General features: G+C 63.9%; 18 protein-coding genes. 13 read left to right on the plus strand and 5 right to left on the minus strand.

All coding sequences use genetic code 11. The annotated features are described in order from the left end of the window. Positions 1 to 106: 106 nt before the first annotated feature. The 6 genes from IEC33019_RS10285 (at position 107) to IEC33019_RS10310 (ending at position 4,470) form a co-directional block, all read left to right on the plus strand. On the plus strand, positions 107 to 1,159 hold the full coding sequence (locus tag IEC33019_RS10285; protein ID WP_070094102.1) for a catalase family peroxidase: 1,053 nt from the start codon (positions 107 to 109) through the stop codon (positions 1,157 to 1,159). Beyond that, entirely contained in the window at positions 1,156 to 1,689 is a 534-nt protein-coding gene (locus IEC33019_RS10290) for a cytochrome b (RefSeq protein WP_070094097.1), read from the plus strand. Before IEC33019_RS10285 ends, IEC33019_RS10290 begins: the two co-directional genes overlap by 4 nt. A gap of 48 nt (positions 1,690 to 1,737) precedes the next feature. Continuing rightward, positions 1,738 to 2,943 (plus strand): MFS transporter, encoded by a 1,206-nt coding sequence (locus tag IEC33019_RS10295; protein ID WP_070094098.1) that lies wholly within the window; start codon positions 1,738 to 1,740, stop codon positions 2,941 to 2,943. An 82-nt stretch (positions 2,944 to 3,025) separates the two neighbouring features. Beyond that, positions 3,026 to 3,571: a cupin domain-containing protein gene (locus IEC33019_RS10300; protein WP_043214747.1), complete on the plus strand. Its 546-nt coding sequence runs from the start codon at positions 3,026 to 3,028 to the stop codon at positions 3,569 to 3,571. A gap of 6 nt (positions 3,572 to 3,577) precedes the next feature. Continuing rightward, the gene (locus IEC33019_RS10305) at positions 3,578 to 3,880 is read left to right on the plus strand and encodes a DUF7693 family protein (RefSeq protein WP_070094099.1); all 303 of its coding nucleotides are present in this window, start codon (positions 3,578 to 3,580) and stop codon (positions 3,878 to 3,880) included. After that, positions 3,877 to 4,470, plus strand: coding sequence for an eCIS core domain-containing protein (locus IEC33019_RS10310; RefSeq protein WP_070094100.1), 594 nt, complete (start codon positions 3,877 to 3,879; stop codon positions 4,468 to 4,470). The genes IEC33019_RS10305 and IEC33019_RS10310 overlap by 4 nt, the downstream gene beginning before the upstream one ends. A 113-nt stretch (positions 4,471 to 4,583) precedes the next feature. On the opposite strand, the gene IEC33019_RS10315 is transcribed toward IEC33019_RS10310, so the two are convergent. Beyond that, complete coding sequence (locus tag IEC33019_RS10315) at positions 4,584 to 7,289, minus strand: RHS repeat-associated core domain-containing protein (RefSeq protein WP_099593402.1); 2,706 nt, start codon at positions 7,287 to 7,289, stop codon at positions 4,584 to 4,586. A gap of 471 nt (positions 7,290 to 7,760) precedes the next feature. On the opposite strand from IEC33019_RS10315, the gene IEC33019_RS10320 reads away from it, so the two are divergent. Further along, the gene (locus tag IEC33019_RS10320; RefSeq protein ID WP_172959807.1) at positions 7,761 to 11,813 is read left to right on the plus strand and encodes an inverse autotransporter beta domain-containing protein; all 4,053 of its coding nucleotides are present in this window, start codon (positions 7,761 to 7,763) and stop codon (positions 11,811 to 11,813) included. A gap of 28 nt (positions 11,814 to 11,841) precedes the next feature. Here the strand turns inward: IEC33019_RS10320 and IEC33019_RS10325 are convergent, their stop codons facing one another. After that, positions 11,842 to 12,732 (minus strand): LysR family transcriptional regulator, encoded by an 891-nt coding sequence (locus IEC33019_RS10325; RefSeq protein ID WP_099593407.1) that lies wholly within the window; start codon positions 12,730 to 12,732, stop codon positions 11,842 to 11,844. A gap of 109 nt (positions 12,733 to 12,841) precedes the next feature. Between IEC33019_RS10325 and IEC33019_RS10330 the strand changes: the two genes are divergently transcribed. The 3 genes from IEC33019_RS10330 to IEC33019_RS10340 all read left to right on the plus strand — a co-directional run bounded on the left by IEC33019_RS10330 (position 12,842) and on the right by IEC33019_RS10340 (position 16,526). Then, on the plus strand, positions 12,842 to 13,903 hold the full coding sequence (locus tag IEC33019_RS10330) for a YeiH family protein (protein WP_070094336.1): 1,062 nt from the start codon (positions 12,842 to 12,844) through the stop codon (positions 13,901 to 13,903). Between the two features lie 330 nt (positions 13,904 to 14,233). After that, on the plus strand, positions 14,234 to 15,607 hold the full coding sequence (ppnN, locus tag IEC33019_RS10335) for a nucleotide 5'-monophosphate nucleosidase PpnN (RefSeq protein ID WP_070094335.1): 1,374 nt from the start codon (positions 14,234 to 14,236) through the stop codon (positions 15,605 to 15,607). Positions 15,608 to 15,881: 274 nt separating this feature from the next. Further along, positions 15,882 to 16,526 (plus strand): TIGR04211 family SH3 domain-containing protein, encoded by a 645-nt coding sequence (locus IEC33019_RS10340; RefSeq protein WP_070094334.1) that lies wholly within the window; start codon positions 15,882 to 15,884, stop codon positions 16,524 to 16,526. A 97-nt stretch (positions 16,527 to 16,623) separates the two neighbouring features. Here IEC33019_RS10340 and IEC33019_RS10345 read toward each other — a convergent pair whose 3' ends face one another. Both IEC33019_RS10345 and IEC33019_RS10350 read right to left on the minus strand, forming a co-directional pair. Then, positions 16,624 to 16,893 (minus strand): hypothetical protein, encoded by a 270-nt coding sequence (locus IEC33019_RS10345; RefSeq protein ID WP_070094333.1) that lies wholly within the window; start codon positions 16,891 to 16,893, stop codon positions 16,624 to 16,626. A 97-nt stretch (positions 16,894 to 16,990) separates the two neighbouring features. Continuing rightward, on the minus strand, positions 16,991 to 17,872 hold the full coding sequence (locus IEC33019_RS10350; RefSeq protein ID WP_070094332.1) for a LysR family transcriptional regulator: 882 nt from the start codon (positions 17,870 to 17,872) through the stop codon (positions 16,991 to 16,993). A 218-nt stretch (positions 17,873 to 18,090) separates the two neighbouring features. Between IEC33019_RS10350 and argC the strand changes: the two genes are divergently transcribed. The 3 genes from argC to IEC33019_RS10365 all read left to right on the plus strand — a co-directional run bounded on the left by argC (position 18,091) and on the right by IEC33019_RS10365 (position 20,623). Next, entirely contained in the window at positions 18,091 to 19,023 is a 933-nt protein-coding gene (argC, locus tag IEC33019_RS10355; protein WP_070094331.1) for an N-acetyl-gamma-glutamyl-phosphate reductase, read from the plus strand. Between the two features lie 57 nt (positions 19,024 to 19,080). After that, positions 19,081 to 19,767 (plus strand): GNAT family N-acetyltransferase, encoded by a 687-nt coding sequence (locus IEC33019_RS10360; protein WP_070094330.1) that lies wholly within the window; start codon positions 19,081 to 19,083, stop codon positions 19,765 to 19,767. Positions 19,768 to 19,882: 115 nt separating this feature from the next. Beyond that, positions 19,883 to 20,623, plus strand: coding sequence for a FecR domain-containing protein (locus IEC33019_RS10365; protein WP_070094329.1), 741 nt, complete (start codon positions 19,883 to 19,885; stop codon positions 20,621 to 20,623). 51 nt (positions 20,624 to 20,674) lie between these two features. Here the strand turns inward: IEC33019_RS10365 and IEC33019_RS10370 are convergent, their stop codons facing one another. After that, a complete protein-coding gene (locus IEC33019_RS10370; protein WP_070094328.1) occupies positions 20,675 to 22,084 on the minus strand; it encodes an amino acid permease in 1,410 nt (469 codons plus the stop codon). Between the last annotated feature and the right edge of the window lie 277 nt (positions 22,085 to 22,361).

Genomic DNA, 22,361 nt, shown 5'->3' on the forward strand with positions numbered 1-22,361 from the left:
TTGATGGTCAGTCTAAAGAGCCAGACGGGCCGGCACGAGATTTATTCCCATGCTGGGAATAAATCCCTGACCGACCCGTCGTACCGGCTCACTCACTGTGTGGAACCTGACCATGACGACTCCTCTGCACGGCCCGGCCAAGGCCTTGCGCCTGGCGGCCATCGGCGCGGGCCTGCTGGCCCTGGGCGCCGGGTTCGCCTATGCCGCCGGCTGGATCGGCGCCCCGAGCCTGACGCCCCAGCGCATCATCGATACCTTCGAGGCCCAGGCCGGCCATCACCCCGGCTATCGCAAGAACCACGCCAAAGGCTTGTGTGTCAGTGGCTACTTCCAGAGCAGCGGGTTGGCCGAGCCGCTGTCCAGCGCGCGGGTGTTCAGCCAGCCTCGCGTGCCGGTGATCGGCCGCTTCGCTATCGGTGGCGCCAACCCCTTCGCGCCGGACACCAGCATCCCGGTACGCAGCCTGGCCCTGCAGTTCAGCACCGATGACGGGCAGATCTGGCGGACCGGCATGAACAACCCTCCCGTGCTGGCCATCGGCACGCCGCAGGCCTTCTATGACCAAGTGCTGGCCATGACCCCAGCCCCTGCCACCGGTAAGCCGGACCCTGCGAAGATGCAGGCCTTCTTCGCAGCCCACCCCGAAAGCGCGGCCTTCCGTCAGTGGGCCTCGAGCTACACGCCAAGCGACAGCTTCGCCAGCACTCAGTACCACAGCATCAACGCCTTCCTGCTCAAGGACCATGGCGGCATGACCCATCCGGTGCGCTGGCAGCTGGAACCGCAGACACCGTTCGCGGCGCTGCCGGCGCAGATCGAGGACAAGCAATTCCTGCAGCACGACTTGCAACGGCGCCTAGCACAAGGCCCGCTGCGCTGGACGTTGCGCCTGGTCCTCGCCGAGCCCGGCGACCCGGTGAACGACGCCTCTCGCCCCTGGCCCGGCGAGCGGCGCCGCATCGACGCCGGCACCCTGGTCATCGAGCAGGTGGACGCCCCCGAACAAGGCGCCTGCCGCGACATCAACTTCGACCCGCTGATCCTGCCCCACGGCATCCTGCCCTCCGCCGACCCGATCCTGGCCGCCCGTTCGGCCGCCTACTCGGAGTCCTTCAACCGCCGCAGCCGCGAGTCCCTCGCCACCGGAGCACACCCATGACCGCCACTGTCTTCCATCCCCTCGCCCGGCTGGTGCATTGGCTGATGGCCGTGCTGATCCTGGCCATGTTGTTCATCGGCGTGAGCATGGTGGGCGACCTGTCGCCGCGCCATCCACTGCTGGTCGACCTGCACAAGGCCACGGGCCTGGCCTTGCTGGTACTGGTGGTGCTGCGCATCGCCCTGCGCCTGACCCTGCCCCACCCACCGCTGCCCAGGGACACTCCACCCGTTCAGCGCCTGGCCGCTGGCGCCTCGCACCTGCTGCTGTATGCCCTGATGCTGGCCATGCCGTTGCTGGGCTGGGCCATGCTGTCGGCCGGCGACTACCCGCGCCCACTGCAACTGCCGGCCATCGCCCCCCATGACCTGCGACTCTACGCGGTGTTGCGCCAGGCCCACGGCTGGGCCGGGTATCTGCTGTTCGCCACCGTCTTGGTGCACCTGGGCGCGGCGTTGATGCACGCCTGGGTGCGCCGGGATGGCGTATTGCGTAGCATGTGGCCTGGCCCTGTGCGCCGCGGCGAATGAGCGTTGCGGGGCAGCCCGGGCCTTGATCCTCAACTGATAGGACTGCCCATGACCGCTGCAAAGGACCCTGCTGCCCTGACCCCTCCCGCGACCCTGGATCTGCGCCCGCTGCTGCTGATCAGCGGGGCGTGCACCCTGTCGATGATGGCGTTCGTGTCGTTGATCGGCCCGATCGCCCGCCAGCTGGGCATGGCCACCTGGCAGGCCGGTGCCGCGGTGACCGTGGCGGGCGTGGTCTGGGTGATGCTGGCCAGGCCTTGGGGGCGTGCCGCCGACCGCTTTGGCCGCAGACGCATCCTGCTGCTGGGCAGCGCGGGGTTCACCCTGTCCTATTGGTCGCTGTGCCTGTTCATCGACGGCGCGTTGCGCTGGATGCCCGGGGCGACCCTGGCCTTCATCGGCCTGATGCTCACCCGGGGCCTGATCGGTGCGTTCTATGCGGCGCTGCCGGTGGGGGCCAATGCCCTGATCGCCGACCATGTCGAACCTCAACGCCGGGCCAGGGCAATGGCCTCACTGGGCGCCGCCAACGCCGTCGGCCTGGTGCTGGGCCCGGCCTTGGCTGCCTTGCTGGCCCGTGAGAGCCTGAGCATGCCGTTCTATGTCATGTCGCTGTTGCCGGCCAGTGCCTTCTTCGTGCTGCTGTTCAAACTCAAGCCACAGCCCCTGGCCCACGGCCATGCCCCAAGCCCCGTGCGGCTGCGCGATCGGCGCTTACGCCGGCCGTTGCTGGTGGCCTTCAGCGCCATGTTCAGCGTGACGGTCTCGCAGATCACCGTGGGCTTCTTTGCCCTGGACCGCCTGCACCTGGCCTCGGTCGAAGCCGCCCAGGCCGCCGGCATCGCCCTCACCTGCGTGGGTGTCGCGCTGATCCTGGCGCAGGTACTGCTGCGCCGGCTGGAATGGCCACCCCTGAAGATGATCCGCGTGGGCGCCACCGTCTCGGCCCTGGGTTTTGCCAGCGCCGCCCTGGCGAGCAGCGCCCCCTGGCTGTGGGGGGCGTTCTTCGTGGCGGCCGCTGGCATGGGGTTTGTATTCCCGGCATTTTCGGCGCTGGCGGCCAACGCCATGCACGCCTCGGAGCAAGGCGCCACCGCAGGCTCGATCGGCGCGGCCCAGGGCATGGGCGCGGTGGTCGGGCCACTGGCCGGCACCCTGGTCTATGCGATTGATCCGTCCCTGCCCTTCGCCGCGGTGGCCGTGCTGTTGCTGCTGGTCGGGCTATGGCCGACACCCGCCGATCAACACCCCTGACAAGCACAGCGCGTTGCCGTCCAGAGTGTGCTTTAATGCGTCGCCCATTATTTTTGACACCTCTCTATCTAACAAGGCGGCTATGGACACGGGGACACGACTCAAACTGGTGCGTGAACGCAACAACCTCTCCCAACGGGAGCTGGCCCGCCGTAGCGGCCTGACCAACTCGACGATCTCGCAGATCGAACAGAACCGTGTCAGCCCGTCGGTCAGTTCCCTGAAAAAGCTGCTTGAAGGCATTCCCATGTCCCTGGCGGAATTCTTCAGCTTCGACGAGCCCGTACGCGAAGAACGCTATGTGTTCCGCGGTGGCGAACAACCCGACCTGGGCCGCAACGGCCTGCGCATGCTGTTGGTCGGCGCCAGTGTCCCGGGCCGGCAAATGCGCATGCTGCGCGAACTGTACGCACCGGGGGCCGACTCGGGCGAACCGATCGTGCATTCCGAAGGCGAAGAGTGCGGCCTGGTCACCCGGGGCACCATCGAGCTGTGGGTCGATGGCCAGGTGAGCGTGCTCAATGCCGGCGATGGCTACTACATTCCCACCACCCTGCCACACAGTTTCAAGAACATCGGCCCCGACGAGGCCGAGATCATCAGCGCCAACACCCCGGCCAACTTCTGATCCGCCGTGCCACCGCCCAACAGCCGAGAAGCCTGCCAGCGCCTGCGTGATGCCGCTCTCGGTGTCCATGCGCTGCAGGTGCTGACCCGCACACCCGATGGCCAGGTCGATGTACGTGTCGACGGCTGGCAACTGCGCTTGCTGCTGGACGCCGATGGCCTGGCCCAGTGCAGCCATTGCCGCACGCCCGACGGCCAGGAAGCCGGGCTGCAGGACTGGCACCGCTATGGCACCAACCCCACCGATCTGCTGAGTATCTGGGAGCGCGGACGTATCGAGCAGCTCCTGGCCACGGGGAGCCCTGAATGAAGCGCGTCAGCCTGGCGCTCGGCCTGGCCTTCGCCTTGCCGGCGTTCGCCGACAACGCCTGCCCACCGGGGCAGTACCAGGTGTGCCTGATGGGGTGTTTCTGCGCACCGATCGACCCCGGCCAGGCCGGGCAGGTACTCAAGGACGTCGAACTCATGGCCTCCGGCAGCCTGGCCTTCGCCCTGCGCCAGGCCCGCGACGAAGCCACCAGCCAAGGCAGCGAGCCGATTCCCCTGCACATCCGTGCCCAGCTAGAGCCCTGGTATGACTTTGCCGTGCTCGATGCCGCGCGTTATCGGGTGGGAGACGAACAACAAGTCAGCGCGGCCAATGCCTTGTTGCAAAACCCGGACGTGAACGCGGTGACGCTGATCGACACGATCATCTTCCGCCACGCCCAGGATGCCGAGGACAACGTCGCGCTTTGGGCCCATGAGCTCAAGCATGTGCAGCAGTACCAGGCGCTGGGTGTGGAGGAATTTGCCCGGCGTTATACACGCAACTATGAAGAGCTCGAGGGGCCGGCCTACAAGATCGAGGCCGAGGTTGCGAAGGCGCTGCGGGAAAAGCGCTCGGGACAGGCGCGCTGACCCTCCCACCCTAGATCTGTACGAAATGTGTTCGCGCGAAGGCCAGACAAGGCGAAACGGGGCGAGCAAGCGCAGTGTACTGGAGTACACGCCAGGCAATGGTTATTGGTGAGTCATGGGCCTGCTCGCCTTGTACTGTTCTTCGGCTTGTAATTCTCCCATTCAGGCTTCCCAAATATTTCGTCTTGGGAGATTTTCTTTCCCTCCCGGTAAAAAATCAGATTGGCTTGAACTTCCGGTAGCGCTCGGTGGCGATATAGCCAGCGCAGTTCACTCGACGTGATACTGGTACCGGGGCCTTTCGTTTTTGATGCCACGCCGGCAAGCGTATCTTCAATAATGTCCACCACGAAGTGGACAGTTTTTTTCTGATCGAGCAACTGAAACGCGAGCCCCGCCTTACTGGTTTTTTTCCATAGTTCTGGTCCCAGTTTCATGACTAAACTTGGGTTCTCCTTCAGCTGTCTCGCGCCCTCCAGCTCTTTGACATTATAGGCTGCATGACTTTTGAGAAATTCTCTAAACGAAATACCTCGCTTAAAATCATGCAGGTGGTTTTTTATATCCTTATCTTGTGCATATTGGGTAGGATTTCCAGGATCCCAGACAGCGTCGGTAATATCATTTTGGATAACGATATGGCTTCTTTCTTTTTTCTTTTTAAAAAGACGTAACATCCCCGTCGGAGAGGCCTTTGCCTCTTTTCTTTTCACACCCACTCCCTCAAGGGCTGCAACCGCTTTTTTACGCGGTGCGTCCAATCCATAGACGATATCCCCCGACTCGAATAGTTTTGCCAGCGGCGTGCCATCCGGGGCCAACGGTCCCACCGCCTGCTCTCGACCGTCACCATCGCGCCAAGTCACTGGATTGTTCTTGACCATCCGATAGAGGTTCAGTCCATCCACCGTGCCAGCCGGGTCGGTACTGAGCCATCGCCCGGCCCAGGATTGGTAATAGCGATAGCCGTAGTAATAGAGCCCTGTCGCATCCCGCTCCTTGCCTGAGTAGCGGACCGTCTTGTAGCTCGCCTCCACCGCGTTGCGATGGGTCCAGACCGCCGTCCCGCCGAAGGGGTAGAACTCCTCTTGGCTGATCAGGTTGCCCACGCCATCGACCTCCAGAGCGCTGCTGCCCAATAGGTTGTCGTAGCTGTAGCGCAGTTGGTCGTTGGTAAGGTCGGTGGGCTTGCCGAAGGCCCAGTGCAGCACCCGCACCTGCGCGCGGCCCGCCTCGCCCACGGTGATGACCTGCAGGTCTTCGGTGACCTTGTCGCCGGTTGCCGTGCGCCGCTGCTCAAGCCCGGGCAGATAGAGCACCCGTTGTGTCTGCACGCTGCCGGAGGCCTGCTGGACGCCGCTCTTGAGCACACGCTGGCTGTCACGATCATAGCGGTAGCTTTCATGGTCGCTCAGGCCACCTTCGCGCTTCACCGGAAAGACCTGGTGCAACTCGCCGCGCGGTGTCCAGGCCAGGGACTGGCCTGGCAGCAACAGCCGCTGCTGACCACTGGCGTTAAACAGCGTCTCCACTTCGGTCGGATCCTTGGCCAAGGTGCTCAGCACCGCCCGGTTGCTACGCTCGCTCACGGTGATGTCGGTGGTGTAGCTGTTGCCGCTGGCTGGCGCACTGTGGCGGATTCGGGTGAGGTTGCCCGCGCTGTCGTAGCCATAGGTGCGGGTGTACTGGGTATAGGTGCCAGGGTCGGCCATCTCGCGTCCCGTCGCGCTGACCAGTTGATACAGACTGTCGTAGGCGTAGGTGTTTTCCGGCACCACCTTCTGGTTGCGCCAGAAGCGCGTGGCTTCGGCGTCGTTACGCACGCTCACCACGTTGCCCACCGGGTCGTAGGCGTAGCGCAGATCCTGCAGCACTTTCGCCCCGCTGCCCTGACGCTCGGTCTTGATGGCGGCCAGGCGCTGGGTCTTGGGCTCGTAGGTGTAGGTCGTCACCAGCCCGTTGCCGTGTTCCTCGCGCAGCTTCTGCCCGGCGGCGGAATAACTCAGCGCCTTGACGATCACCTGTTCGGTGCCGCCTTTGAGCGTGAGCCAACTGCCAGCCAATTGGCCAGCCACGTCGTAGCGCAGGCGCTGTTTATGGCCTGCGGCATCCTGGGTGCTCAGCACGGCCCCGGTGGCATCGGCGGTGGTCAGGGTGGTGTGGGCGTCGGGTTCGAGCCCGGCATCGTCCTCGCCCTGCCAATCGACGAGGGTGTCAGGGTTGTCAGCATTCTTGAGCAGTTGTCGGGTGACCGACTGAGACACGCCGGTCAGGGCAATGCTATTGGTGCGCTCCAGGCCGGCTGTGTCGTAGTGACGAATGCACTGGCCAGCCAGGTTTTGCGCTTGGGCCTGCGGCGTGGGGGCCGCCCAGACCAAGCGTTCGACGATGCGCGCCGGCGCACCGGCCAGCTGCTGCGTCACGCTGAGCGGACGGCCCGGCAGCGAGGCGTCCTCGTACTGCCAGGTGCAGGTCACGGGCGGGTCGTCCTTGTCGGGGCTGAGGTTGTGCAGCGTCAGGCACGGCCTACCGGCGACATCGCTCAGGGCCAGTGATGTGCCGGCATCGGCGCTTTGCGTGCGCAAGACCTCACCGGAAAGGCTCGTCAGGTAGGTGAAGTTGGCCAACCCGGCCTCGCGCAGGCGCGGATCGGTGCTCTGGGCCAGAAAGCCACGGGCATCGTGGCGATGGTAGGTGATGCGCGTGTCCGTCACTTGCGGGGTGTCGGGATGGCGGTGGAAGGCGATCTCTCTCACGGCCAGGTTGCGGTTATCCCGTACCGTGACCATTGGGGTCTGGCTGAACAATGACGTGCTCATGGCTGCTCCTTTGTGGAAAGCGCTCGACCATCAGCCATGGGGCTGCGCAACGGTACTCGTATATTCCCCAGGTTCTGGAGCCACCGGCCCCTGCCCACTCATAAACCATCAGATTTTACACGCCAATCATCAGTCTTTTCTTACAGCTTGGGTGCATAACTCTTTGTATTTTTCTCCCCTTGAAAATATACAAGGGACTTAAATGCATGCACTCGCCCCTTCATCCACCCAAGCGCCTTCAGACAGCTTAAGTAAAACTTAACTGCTTTGCTGGAAAGGCCGATTAGTTCAATCCTATCGCCAATTTAAAGTTACAGATCATTTCGGCGGCGTAAGTATCTATTTATACACGCATGGAGTGAGCCATAGGTTCTTCGGCCTTTTTTCTAGCGAAGTTACGTATCACTTACCCACGTGACTTTCATGAAAAACCAACACGTTCACGCCAGTGCCTCTTCCGGCATCCGCTGGATGGCCTGGCTCAACATCGGCGTCCAGGCCGTTCTTCCCCTGACCCTGGCATTGGCCACCCCTTCGGCCAGTGCCGCGCCCACTCAACCGGCCAAGCAATCACCCGCGCCTTCCCGCCTCCACACCTTCGCCATGGGCGATAGCCTGGCCTCGATTGCTAGTCACTACGCCACCACCATCGCCACCCTGCGCACCCTCAACCCCGGCCGCGACCTCGATGTTCTCAAGCCGGGTGATCGCTTGTCCGTGCCCTCGGCCCCCGCGCATGCGCTGCCGGACCTCAACTCGCCAGGCCAGGACGCCACCGCCCAGGCCGAAGACGAGCAGGCCCGCAAGCTCGCCGCCATGGCCAGCAGCACCGGCAGCTTCCTCAGCAACGACCCCAACAGCGACGCCGCCGCCTCCATGGCCCGCGGCCTGGCCACCGGCGAGGCCAGCAGCCAGGCCCAGCAGTGGCTCAGCCGCTTCGGCACCGCCCGCGTGCAGATCGATGTGGACGACAAGCTCTCGCTGAAGAACTCCCAGGTCGAACTGCTCGCCCCGCTGCACGACACCCCCGAGCAGTTGCTGTTCGCCCAGGGCAGCATCCACCGCAAGGACGAGCGCCAGCAGACCACCCTGGGCCTGGGCGTGCGTCGCTTCAACGATGGCTACATGCTCGGCGCCAACAGCTTTCTGGACTACGACCTGTCTCGCCAGCACGCCCGCCTGGGCCTGGGTGTCGAATACTGGCGCGACTTTCTCAAGGTCAACGCCAACAGCTACACCCGCCTGACCGGCTGGAAGGATTCCCCCGACGTCGAGGACTACCAGGAACGCCCGGCCAACGGCTGGGACCTGCGCACCGAGGCCTGGTTGCCGGCGATGCCGCAGCTCGGCGGTAAGCTCACCTACGAGCAGTACTACGGCGACGAAGTCGGCCTGTTCGGCAAGGACAACCGCAAGAAAGACCCCAGCGCCGTCACCGTCGGCCTCACCTACACGCCCATTCCGCTGCTGACCCTCAGCGCCGACCAGCGCAAGGGCAACGGCGGCAACGAGACGACCGTGGGCGCCGAGTTCAACTACCAGATCGGCGAGCCGTGGGCCAAGCAGGTCGACCCCGCTGGCGTCGGCGCCCTGCGCACCCTGGCCGGCAGCCGTTACGACCTAGTCGAGCGCAACAACCACATCGTCCTCGAATACCGCAAGAAGCAGGTCATCCAGATGGCCGCCGCCGCCCACGTCAGCGGCCAGGGCGGCGAGACCAAGTCCCTGAGCGTGTGGGTCAACAGCAAGTACCCGCTGTCGCACATCGACTGGACCGCCCCGGCGCTGCTGCAGGCCGGCGGCAAGCTCGTCCATGACGGCGGCCCCCACTACAGCGTGGTGTTGCCCGATTACCAGACCGGCGCCCAGCCCACCAACGTCTACACCCTCCACGGCGTGGCCGTCGACAGCAAAGGCAACCGCTCCGCACGCAGCGAAACCCGGGTCACCGTCAACGCCCCGGCGGTGAGTGCACGCCATTCCACCTTCACCCCCGCCAATACCGTGCTGCCGACCGATGGCACCAGCTACGAAACCCTGACCCTGGCCATCCGCGACGAGCAGCAGCAACCGGTGGACATCGCCCTGGCGGACATCCAGATCACCGTCACCGAGGCGCAGGCCCGCGCAGGCGGCATCGTGGTCGCCAAGCCCGAGCGCGTCTCGGCGGGCCACTATGAAGTGCGCGTGACCGCAGGCACCACGCCGCAATCGATCACCTTGACCCCGTCCGTGCAAGGGATTGCGCTGTCGCCAGCGCGGGTCAGCACCGTCAGCAGCCTGCCGGACGATGGCAAATCCACGTTCGCCGCAAACCCTGCCAGGCTGCCCGCCAACGACACGACCACCACCGTGCTGACCTTCGAGGCCAATGATGCCAACGGTGCACCGGTGGAAGGCATTGCCAAGGATTTGAAGTTCATGGTGATGGGCGACAAGGGCAGCGTGTCGCCCCCGGACGTGACAGTGAGCGCCATCGTGGAAAGCGCCAATGGCCGCTACAGCGCGACGCTCAAGGGCAAATTGGCCGGCCGTTACACCCTCTCCCCGTACTTCGGCAGCCAGCCTGTAGGGCGCCTGAGTGCTGAAATCCTGCTTAAAGCGTTGCCGCCAGCCTCTTCCACATCCACCCTCGAGGCCAGGCCAGACGTCATCCCGGGCAACAACTACACTGCCTCCGTGCTTGAATTCGCCGCCAAGGACATCAACGGCAACCCCGTCACCGGCCTGAGCAACACATTGGCGTTGAACGTCACCGACAGCAGCGGCAAACCACCGGCACCGGGCCATATCATGCTCGACCCGCTCAAGGAGAACGGCACCACCGGCGTCTATACCGCGACACTGCGCAGCTCACAGGCAGGCACCTACACCTTCGTCCCGACCATCGCCCGCCAGGCACTGACGGGCGTGACGACCACGGTGCGAGTGGTCGCCTTGCCGCCAGCCTTCGGCAACTCGAAATTCGAAGCCCTGCCGGCGACCATCCCGGCGACTGGCAAGCAATTCACGCAGTTGACCTTCACGGCCAAGGACGAGAACGGTAAACCTGTCACTGGTTTGGGCAATACCCTGAAGTTCCTCGTCACCGCCAGCGCTGGAGGGTCACCGACACCACCTGACTTCACGATCGGCACCATCAAGGAGGACGGCACGACCGGGGTCTATACCGCCTCAGCGAGCGGTCTCAAGGCAGACACTTATACCCTTAGGCCACAAATCGACAGCGAGGTCATGGACGCATTGACCATTAAGGTGCAACTGACTGCGCCGCCGCCGGACGCAACCAAATCGAATTTCGGCGCCTCACACGCCAGCATCGAGGCGGACAACCTTGACGCCTCTACACTGACCTTCACGGCCAAAGACATCAATGACAAGCCTGTCAGCGGCCTTGGGAATAGGCTGAGTTTGGTTGTGACCAATTTCGAGGGCGCAACACCGACGCCTCCTGACTTAACTGTCGACGCCTTCCAAGAGGACGGCACGACCGGCGTCTATATCGCAAAAGTGCGGGGGCTGGTGCCAGGGGCCTACATGTTCGTACCAGAAGTTGATCACGATCAGATGGATACCTTGAAGCTCGATGTGACGCTGAGCGCTCTACCTCCGGAACCGGCCAAATCCAGACTGTCGCTGTTGAGCCCCCGCATTCTGGCCGATGACGTTCATGCGACGGAAGCATACTTCCGTGTTGAAAATCGCCTCGGCAACCCTGTAAGTGGCATCGCCGACAGAGTGAGCTTCATCATAACTGACCGTAATGGCGATAAAACCTCTGACGTTCGATTGACCCCTATTAAAGAGCAAGGTGGAGTAAGGGGTCTTTATTCGAGCTACCTATCAGGAGACATAGCAGGAACGTACTACGTAACACCGCAGATCGACGGTAAAAGCATAGAGACCTTGAGAGTACCCATTGAGCTATTGACTACCGAAATCATAGGTATCCTTGCAAGTGGACACACGTTTCCGATCACAGATAACTTCCCGACCACGGCGCATACAGATGCAAGTTTCTCTCCCGTGCTGGCAAACAACGCCAGGACTTCTGATTATTCTTGGACTTCAAGTGTTTCATGGCTCGTCCGTGAAAAAGGATACTTAAAGTTTCTTACGCCTCCTTCTGGGGCCTCAGGAACCATCACGATCACAGGAACGCGAAAAGGTAGCTCCGTCACCCATAGCTATACATTCACCATTCGTGACTGGTATGAAATCCCTAAGGAGGCGCTGAACTGGAATGCTGCCATGACGGCGTGCAACACCCTGGGGCTCGCATCCGTGTCCAAAGCACAAGCCACGAAAGGTGAAGGCATTCGTGCCGTGGGTACAGTGACTTCCGAGTGGGGTTATATACAGCCACATCTAGCTACTTCCTCACTGTGGCTGAATGACGCGGCCGTTGCAGGTATGCGGTTTGTGTTGGCGTATCAGTACGACGTTGTACCTACCGGAGCAGTAGAGACAAGGAATCCGAGTGACTCTAACGCTCGGGCTATTTGTCAGAGGCCTTTAAAATAATCAGGTGAATCATCGTGTCGCAACAACACTAGTCAGCGACACCCTCACCCAAACACATCCCCATGAACCGCCCCGCCGCCCTCGACGGCGTGGCGGCATGGGGCATCAAAATCGAAAAGCGTCTTGTCAGCGGCTGCGGCGCAATGCCCAGCCGGTACAGGACGCTGTCTTCATGGCGAATCGACATCGCCGACACGAAGCCGATACCCATCCCCGCCCGTACCGCTTCCTTGACCCCCTCCACCCCGGCAATCTCCAGTGCCACGCGCATCGCCACACCTTCACGGGCGAAGGCACGTTCCACCAGTTGCCGCACCCCCGAGCCGCTTTCGCGCAACACTAAGGGATAGGCGCCCAGCGCCTCCAACGTTTGCACCAGGGCGCCGTTGGCCAATGGATGATTGCTCGGCACGATGGCGACGATCTCGTCCTCGCGCCAGGCGGTGACGCTGGTGCCAAGCGGTAGCTCCTGACCTGGCGGACCTTCGATCAAGGCGATGTCCAGCTCACCCAGAGACGCAACGATCTGCGCCGTGTTGCCATGGGTGGTGGTGATCACGATGTCCGGGTAGCGGGTGTGGAAGTCCGCGATCAGGTACGGCAGCAGGTAGCTCGCCGGCGTGGTGCTGGCGCCGATGCGCAAGGTGCCGCGCTCCAGACCGCGCATGGCATCGCGCAGGGCCTGAGCCTGGTGGAAGGTGTCGCGCAAGCGCTGGGCATGGCCCAGCAATTGCTCGCCTGCGGCGGTCAGGCGCACACCGCGCCCGGCGCGTTGATAGAGAGGCTCACCAAATTCTTCCTGCAACAGCTTGAGCTGACCCGACACGGCTGGCTGCGACAAATGCAGCGCGGCGGCGGCGTGGCTGATGTTGCCGTGCTCGGCGACGGCGGCGAATGTTATCAGTTGTTCAGGGGTCATCACTTCAAAATATCAGCTAAACGGATATTTGGCATTCTAAATCACGATTTTTTATAAGCTTATAACTGAATTAACGTAGACCTCATCAACACACATCGGAGGTCTTACCATGGCCACGGCCCATCCCGCCCCCGCCCTTGCGCCTACCCACGCGACCCGTGGACGGCTCAACGGCATTCTGTTCGTCGCCCTGTTCGCCCTCGCCGTCACCCAGGTGGCGGCCCTGCCGGCCATCGCCGGATTGGGGATCAGCCCGCTGATCGTCGGCATCGTCGCCGGCGCCCTCTATGGCAATGCCCTGCGCTATGGGCTACCGGACAGCTGGGCGGCGGGAATCAACTTCTCGGCGCGCAACCTGCTGCGCCTGGCCGTGGCGTTCTTTGGCCTGCGGGTGAGCTTGCAGGAGATCGCCCAGGTGGGCTGGTCGGGTCTGACGGTGTCGCTGCTGGTGGTGGTCAGCACCCTGCTGGTGGGCCTGTTGGTGGGCATGAAGGTGATGAAGCTCGACCGTGACACCGCCCTGTTGACCGCGGCCGGTAGCGCCATCTGTGGTGCGGCCGCCGTGCTGGCGTTCGAGTCGGCGCTGCGCTCGCAGCCGCACAAAGCTGCGATGGCGGTAGGCAGCGTGGTGCTGTTCGGGACGCTGTCGATGTTCCTCTACCCGCTGGCGGTCAGCGCGGGCTGGGTGCAACTGGATACCCTCGGCGTGGGCCTGTTCTTCGGCGGTACCCTGCATGAAGTGGCGCAGGTGGTGGGCGCGGCCAGCAACGTCAGCCCCGAGGCCACCCACATTGCCACCATCGTGAAGATGACCCGCGTCCTGCTGCTGGTGCCGGTGCTGCTGGTGGTGGGCCTGTGGATCAGCCGCTCGCGCCAGCAAGGCCAAGCCCAGGGCGGCGGACGCATCGCCGTGCCATGGTTCGCCTTCGGCTTCCTGCTGCTGGTGCTGGTCAATTCGCTGCACATCCTGCCGGCACCGGTGGTGAGCACCCTCAACAGCCTCGACACCTTCGCCCTGACCATGGCCATGACCGCACTGGGGATGGAAACCCGCTTCAGCCAGATCCGCCAGGCCGGCCCACGAGCCCTGATCACCGGCGCGATCCTCAACCTGTGGCTGATCGGTGGCGGCTTGGCGATCACCCTGGGGGTACAACGCCTTTTCGGATGAACGGCACAGGCGAACCCGCTCCCACAACGTCCGCGTCGATCCGCAAGGCACCGCTGAACCTCGCTTCGCGGAACAGCGCTGCTCTGAAGGACACCGCCGAACCTGTAGGAGCGGCGGTTCGGCGCTCCGATTTACCCACGAATAGACCGGCGCAGACAAAATAAGAGCGCTGCCCCACCTGATCTCGGCGTCCCCCGCCACAGCCGTGCCTCTCGATGTCATCGCAGTGCGCGCTGCTCCAGGCTTTTTCCGTGCCCCTCTCGTTGCCGTGCGTTTTTGTCGGTATGGTGGTGTCCAAGTAGGAAGTTTCATTGCACAGGAAAGACTTAGATGCCCCAACGCCATGTCATCAACGCATCCGTCAGCCCCAAAGGCAGCCTAGAGACGCTGTCGCAACGTGAAGTCCAGCAACTGAGTGAAGTCGGTACCGGCAGCCTATACACCTTGTTCCGCCAGTGCGCCCTGGCCATCCTCAACACCGGCGCCCATGTCGACAATGCCAAGACCATCCTCGAGGCCTACAAGGACTTCGAGGTGCGCATCCATCAGCAAGACCGCGGTGTACGCCTGGAGCTGCTCAACGCTCCGGCCGATGCCTTCGTCGATGGCGAGATGATCGCCAGCACCCGCGAGATGCTGTTCAGCGCCCTGCGCGATATCGTCTACACCGAAAGCGAGCTGGCCAGCCAGCGCATCGACCTGGAAAGCTCCCAGGGCATCACCGATTACGTCTTCCACCTGCTGCGCAACGCCCGCACCCTGCGCCCGGGCGTGGAGCCGAAGATGGTGGTGTGCTGGGGTGGCCACTCCATCAGCAGCGAAGAGTACCAATACACCAAGAAGGTCGGCCACGAACTGGGCCTGCGCAAGCTGGACGTCTGCACCGGCTGCGGTCCTGGTGTGATGAAGGGTCCGATGAAGGGCGCGACCATCGCCCACGCCAAGCAACGCATGCACGGCAGCCGTTACCTGGGCCTGACCGAACCGGGGATCATCGCCGCAGAGGCGCCCAACCCGATCGTCAATGAGCTGGTGATCCTGCCGGATATCGAAAAGCGCCTGGAAGCGTTCGTGCGGGTTGGCCACGGCATCATCATCTTCCCAGGGGGCGCGGGTACCGCCGAGGAGTTCCTGTACCTACTGGGCATCCTCATGCACCCGGACAACGCCGGCCTGCCCTTCCCCGTCGTGCTCACCGGTCCGCGTAGCGCCGAAGCCTACCTGCAGCAATTGCATGCGTTCGTGGGCGCTACCTTGGGCGAGACGGCGCAGCAGCACTACCAGATCATCATCGATGACCCGGCCGAAGTGGCCCGGCACATGGTCGAGGGGCTCAAGGCGGTCAAGCAGTTCCGCCGCGAGCGCAACGACGCCTTCCACTTCAACTGGCTGCTGAAAATCGAGGAAGGGTTCCAGCGCCCGTTCGATCCCACCCATGAAAACATGGCCAACCTCGAGCTGCGCCGGGACCTGCCACCTCACGAGTTGGCCGCCAACCTGCGCCGGGCCTTCTCCGGGGTGGTGGCGGGCAACGTCAAGGACAAAGGCATCCGCCTGATCGAAGAGCACGGGCCGTATCAGATCCGCGGCGACAGTGCCGTGCTCGATCCGCTGGGGCGTTTGTTGCAGGCCTTCGTTGACCAGCACCGGATGAAGTTGCCCGGTGGGGCGGCCTATGTGCCTTGCTATCAGGTAGTAACCTAACCTGTCGCGACCGCTCAGCGGCTGAACTCGCACCCCACAAGGTCCGCACGGCCCTTGTGGGGGCGGGTTTACCCGCGAAGCGGACGCCACATAGCTTGCGTCCGCCGCCAGGGCAGCCCCCCAATCTACTACTCGCAACATCCTGCAGACATTTCCTACAACAAGCAGTGAACCTGCTTCGATAAAAACGGTCTTTCGCTGACGGTCAACTCACCGACCGGTTCATCGGCCCAGTCACCGGGCCTTCTTTTGTCCAGCTCCTGCGAAGACCACCATGCCTGATTCCCGCCGCCCAGCCTCCCCCGCCCTCGCCCCTCTGTTCGCCGCCGTCCTGCTCGCCCTCGCCGTCCCCGCGCACGCCGAAGACCCGGCCAGCGACGCACGCTGGGTCAGCGACAACCTGAGCACCTACGTGCGCAGCGGCCCCACCAATGGCCATCGCATCGTCGGTTCGGTCAAGGCCGGGCAGAAGGTCACGCTGGTCGCCACCCAGGGTGAGTACAGCCAGGTGCGCGGGCAGAACGGCGACCTGGTGTGGATCCTCACTAGCGACCTGCAGTCGGTTCCTGGCCAGGCCGAACGCCTGCCGGCCCTCGATGCCCAGGTGGCACAGTTGTCCGAGCAGCTCAAGCGCATCGACGACAACTGGAAGAACCGCGTGCAAGGCATGCAGGAAACCCTCGACTCCCGCAAGGCGCTGATCGCCGAGCTGGAGGCGCGCAACAAATCGCTCAACGAGCAGCTCGACGAGGCGCAGTCGTCGCTGCGCGACACCCAGGCGCGCCTGGGCGATGAGAACAAACAGGTGATGATGCGCTACATGGTCTACGGCGGCAGCATCGCCGGTGCAGGCCTGCTGGCCGGGCTGATCCTGCCGGCGCTGACCCGCGGTCGCAAACGCAACGACCGCTGGTTCTGACAGCGGCGCTCAGGCGCCATGAGACGCTGCGAAGATTTCCGAGCACCTACCCAGGCCCATCACCTGCGCGGCGACCAGGCCTGGGCGCACGGCCGCGCTACTTGCCGCGGGCCTTGTTGTAGATGGTCTTGGCGCGGTCGGCCGAGGCCTGGCATTCGGCCATGTTGCCAGCGGTCTGGGCCTGCTTGGCCTGGTCGAGCAGGTTCTGATAGTCCTTGGCCATGCCACCGTGCAAGGCCTGGCCATCGGTCCGGTGGATTTCCTCGAGTTCCTTGATCTTGGCGTCGCAGTTGGTTTCCGGGTTGGTTTCGGCGTGGACGGTGACGCTCAATGCAGAAGCGATCAGCAGCAGTGTCAGGGATTTCATGGTGTGTTCTCCGTGAGAAAAGCCGGACTTCTGGCAGGCACGTCGGCGGGCCCGACGCAGCCAAAAGCATAGTCTTCCTCGGGAATTCAGCCACACCTCACTGGCGTAGCCGCTCCAGCGCTTGCAGCACATACCCGGTGGCCCGATCCACCTGCCCGTCGCGGCAGGCGATCCCCAACTGGCGCCACAAGCCAGGCCGCAAGGGCCTGCGGACGATGCGCCGGTCGTGCTCGGCAGCCTCGCCTTCCTGGGGCAGCAAGGTCGCGCCGTACCCTGCCGCCACCAGGCTCTTGATCGCGTCGTTGTAGTTCAGCTCGATACGCGCCTCTGGATACAGCCCCACCGCCGCGAACCACTCGGCCGTCACCCGGGAGAGCTGGGTGGTGCTGTCGTTGAGAATCAACGCACGCTGGGCCAGCCAGTTAGGCGTGACCTTGGCCGGTGGCTGCCAGTCGGCCGGCACGTAGGCCATGATGGGGTCACGCCGCCAGGGCGTGACCTTCACGGCTTTGCCCGCCACCTGGGGCAGCGCCACCAGGCCGATGTCCAACGTGCCCTCGCGCAGGCGCACCAGGGAAGCCTGAGAGGTCAGGACCTGGACGTGCACGTCGATGCCCGGATGCGCCTCACGCAGGTGTTCCAAGGCTTTGGGCAATAGGTGGGCAATGGCCCCGGTGGAGGCGCCCAGACGCACTCGCCCGGTCAGCCCCTCCACCTGCCGGCGCACCTCGTCCAGGGCCAGATCGGCATCGGCCAGCAGGCGCCGGGCACGGGCCAATAGCGTCTCGCCAATCGTGGTGGCGCGCACCTGGCCCCGGGCCCGAGTGAGCAGCGGCGCCCCCACGCGCGCCTCCAACTCAGCCACGTGCAGGCTGATGGTCGGCGGCGCCAGGTTGAGCTGGCGGGCGGCTTCGGCAAAAGAACCGAGGTCGGCGATTACCACCAGTGTGCGCAGGCGGTCGAGGCTGATTTCGCGCATTGAAGCCCTCCAAGTGCTTGCCCATTCGCAGGTAAACCCGCGCCCATAGGTACGGCGTGAATCCGGGTTCAGCGGTAGGCCTGTGGGAGCGGGTTCACCCGCGAAAAAGACGACACGGTCATTCATTTTTTCTGAATTTCAGCATCATGATATTCAAATTTTCATTCGTCCACAGACGAGCGAGCATAGGCCATCCCTCCCGCACACGGACCCCGACCATGCACACCCCTCTCGTCTTCATCGACGGCGACCAAGGCACCACTGGCCTGCAGATCCACGCCCGCCTGCAAGGCCGCCAGGACCTGCGCTTGCTGACCCTGCCCGAAGCCGAGCGCAAAGACCCACAGCGCCGCGCCGAGGCCATCAACGACGCCGACATTGCCCTGCTTTGCCTGCCTGACGACGCCGCTCGCGAGGCGGTGGCGGCAATCCACAACCCGGCGGTACGGGTGATCGATGCCAGCTCCGCCCACCGCACCGCACCCGGTTGGGTCTACGGGCTGCCAGAGCTCGACGCCGAACAGGCCGAGCGCATTGCCCAGGCCAAGCGCGTGAGCAACCCGGGCTGCTACCCGACCGGCGCCATCGCCCTGTTGCGGCCGTTGGTCCAGGCGGGGCTGCTGCCGGCGGACTATCCGCTGAGCATCCAGGCCATCTCGGGGTACTCAGGAGGTGGCCGCGCTGCGGTTGAGCAGCATGAACACGCCCGTGGCGCCAAGGTGCCTGCCCTGCAGCTCTACGGCCTGGAGCTGGCCCACAAGCACGTGCCGGAAATCCAACAGCATGCCGGGCTCGGCGCCCGGCCGGTGTTCATGCCGGGCTATGGCGACTACCGCCAGGGCATCGTGCTGAGCATCCCCGTGCAACTGCGCCTGCTGTCAGGCGGCGTCACCGCCGAACACCTGCAGGCCTGCCTTGAGCAGCACTACCAGGGCACACGCCATGTACAGGTGATGCCGCTGCACCAGCAAGGGCCGGCCCCTCGACTGGACCCCGAAGCGCTGAACGACACCAACGACCTGCGCCTGGCCCTGTATGCCAACCCGGCCCACGGCCAGGTCGTGCTCACGGCAGTGTTCGACAACCTTGGCAAGGGCGCCTCGGGCGCGGCCGTGCAGAACCTCGACCTGATGCTCGCCGCCCTGGGTTAGACTGTGCCTCCCGTGCTGCTCGGCGCGGGATGGTTCGACCCTGCTGGAGCTTGTCCGATGTTCATTCTCAGCCGCCTCGACGGCATGCCCCCCGAATCCTTCCAGAGCCAGATCCGCCAGTTGGTGATCGACCACGTCGGTGAGCTGAGCAGCGTGGCCATCACCCCGGACAACACGCTGTATCCGCTGTATCAGTACGGCGTAGGTCTGGAGGTGCATCAATACCTGCAAGCCATGGATGGCACCCGTGGCCTGGCCGTGGAACTGACCCTGGCGCTGGATGCCGAAGCGCCAGATCAACTGCTCGGTTTCGCCCTCGCCCTGCCCGCCCAGGATGACGACCAGGCCTGCGTACTGGCGTTTCTGGCCGTGCACCCCGACCACCGCCGCCAAGGCATCGCCCGGGCGCTGCTGGCCGATACGCAATCACGCTATGCCTGCGTCGAGCTCAATGCGTTTGCCGGACAGGTGCCGTGGTTCGAGGCCATGGGCTTGCAGGTCGTGAGCGCCGCCGGGCCGCAGGTGCTGATGAGCAGCACCGGTCACGCCAGCGGCGCGCTGGTCGGTCGTCTGGACATCGCCCCGATCTACCGCACCACCGAAGTGCGGCAGATCCACGCCTACCTGCTCAAGCAGCATGGCGACGAAGCCATGATGGCGGCGGAAAGACAGCGCGACGAACGCCTCGATGCCCTCGCGCTACAAGCCCAGGCCTGCGTGAAGCAGCGCAAGACCGTGCATTGAACGCAACACAGCTTGCTTCATAGGAACTGGCGGCGCCTGCGATGGGCCGCACAATGGCACCAACACGCCAGTGTCTATCCTTAGAGGGACTACACGGCACCCCCCCTGAACGCCCATGAGACTGTTCCGCCATCTCACCCTGCCCCTGGCCATCCTCGCCCTGATGGTAGCGTCCGCCCTGCTCGCCTCCCCCTGGATGGGCCAGGGCTTCGAGCTGGCCGACCTCTCGACCGATAGCGATCACCGCCTGACCCGTCAGCTCGAAGACGGCAGCCTGCTGACCCTCGACGCCAGTTCCTCGGTGGATGTGGAGTTCGATGCCACGCAGCGGCACCTGCAACTGCTCAATGGCCAGGTATTGATCGAGATCGCCGCAGGCGATGCGCGACCGTTTCGGATCAGCACGCCCCACGGCACCCTGCGTCCGCTGGCAGGCCAGTTGATCGTCGAGCGTCTGGGCGATGTCAGCGAGGTCAGTGTGCTGCGAGGCCAGGCCGATCTCGACGACGCCACGCGCCACCTGTCATTGAGCGAAGGCCAGCACCTGCGCTTCGAGGCCAGCGGTCCCGGCACCCTGGGTACCGTGGACAGCGCCACATTGCAGGCAGCCTGGTACCTGCAGCGCCTGCCGGCCGAAGGCCTGCCCCTGAGCGAGACCCTGCAACGCCTCGCGCGTCATCGCCAGGGGCTGCTGTGGTTCGACGCCGAGGCCTTGCAAGGCCTGCGAGTGTGGCGCGACCTCCCCCTGGATGACAGCGACCAGGCCCTGGCCGAGCTGCGCGCCGAGCTGCCCATCAGGGTGGACACCTACACCCGCTGGCTGACCGTGGTGAGCCGATCCGACGCGCAGAAATGAAAACGGCCGGGTCCCCGAGGGGAGCCGGCCGCGTTGCAGGGCAAGAACGCTTTAGTGGCGCTTGCCGGTGCGGATCTGGTGCACCACGCCCATGGCCACCACGATGGCCGCGGCGATGCCGGTGGAGATCACCAGGATCTGGTAGTCAGGCATGAACGCCATGGTCACCAGGGCCGCCACGATGAAGGCGATCACCAGGTAGGTCAGCCAAGGGAACAGCCACATCTTCAGGCGGATTTCCTTGCCTTCGGCCTGTAGCTTGCGACGCATGCGCAGTTGCGAGAAGGCGATCACCAGGTACACCAGCAAAGCAATCATGCCGGTGGTGTTCATCAGGGTTTCCAGCACGTCCTTAGGACGCAGGGTCTCGCTGAAGTTGATCAGCGCGCAGAAGATCGCCACCACGCACGAACCCATGATCGCGTACACCGGCACGCCGGTACCGGCACGGGTGATCTTGAACATCGACGGCGCATCGCCACGCTGGCCCAGGGAGAACAGCATGCGCGAGGCGGTGTAGTGGCCCGAGATCAGGCAACTGCTCACCGAGGTCAGCACCACGAAGTTCATCAACAGCTCCGCGTACGGCACGCCCAGCAGCTCCAGGGTACGACGGTAGGCGCCATAGCCGGACTCACCCAGGTGCGGATCATTCCACGGCACCAGGCAGACGATCAGGAAGATCGAACCCACGTAGAACAGGCACACACGCCAGACCACCGAGTTGGTCGCCTTGACGATCTGGGCGGACGGATTCTTCGCTTCGGAGGCGGCGATGGTCACGATCTCGGCGCCCAGGAAGGCGAACATCACCCCCAGCAATGCCCCAATCACCGTGGTGATGCCGTTGGGCATGAAGCCTTCGGCGGTCAGGTGGCTGACACCGCGCACCTCACCGAACTGCCAGATGTTGAACACCGCTGCGGTGCACACCGTCAGGAAGCAGACGATCGCCACCACCTTGATCAGCGCGAACCAGAACTCGAACTCGCCGTAGTGCTTGACGTTGAAGAAGTTGACCGTGATCAGCAGCAAGGTCGTGGCCAGCACGAACACGTTGACGCTGACGCCAGGGAACCAGCCATGCAGGATCTTGCCCGCCACGTAGGCTTCCCAGGCCATGAGGATGACCCAGTACCACCAGTACAGCCAGCCGATGGTGAAACCGGCCCAACGGCCGATGGCGCGGTCGGCGTAGGTAGAGAACGAGCCAGTGTCCGGCGAGGAAGTCGCCATCTCGCCAAGCATGCGCATGATCAGCACCACCAGGATGCCGCCAGCCAGGTAGGCCAGGACCGCAGCCGGGCCGGCGCTGTGGATCACGCTGCCGGAACCGACGAACAAGGCGCCGCCGATGACCCCGGCGATCGACATCATCGTCAGGTGGCGCGACTTGAGCGAGGCACTGAGCTTGCTCTCGTGCTCTCCCTTCGCGGTGGTGGATGTGGATGTTGCGTCCATCAGTTGTGTACCCCGTGCTTCTTTTTATCCAAGGAAAAACTGTGAAACCCCGATGGCTATCGGTCTCACCTAACATCAGTACTTATGCGGGCAGGAAGGTGTGCCAAGGCACACGCAGGCCTTCCATGGCGGCCTGCTTACGCGTCCGAAGGCTGGCCCTCGGACGAACTGAAACCTATGCAGGCCGAGCGGCAAAGGCTCGGTGCGACGAAATGAAGGTGCGAGGCGAACCTCGACGGCAAAGCAGCGAATTTGTGATTGTTCATGACGCTGACAT

This window comes from Pseudomonas putida, from assembly GCF_002741075.1.
Lineage (GTDB): Bacteria > Pseudomonadota > Gammaproteobacteria > Pseudomonadales > Pseudomonadaceae > Aquipseudomonas > Aquipseudomonas putida_T.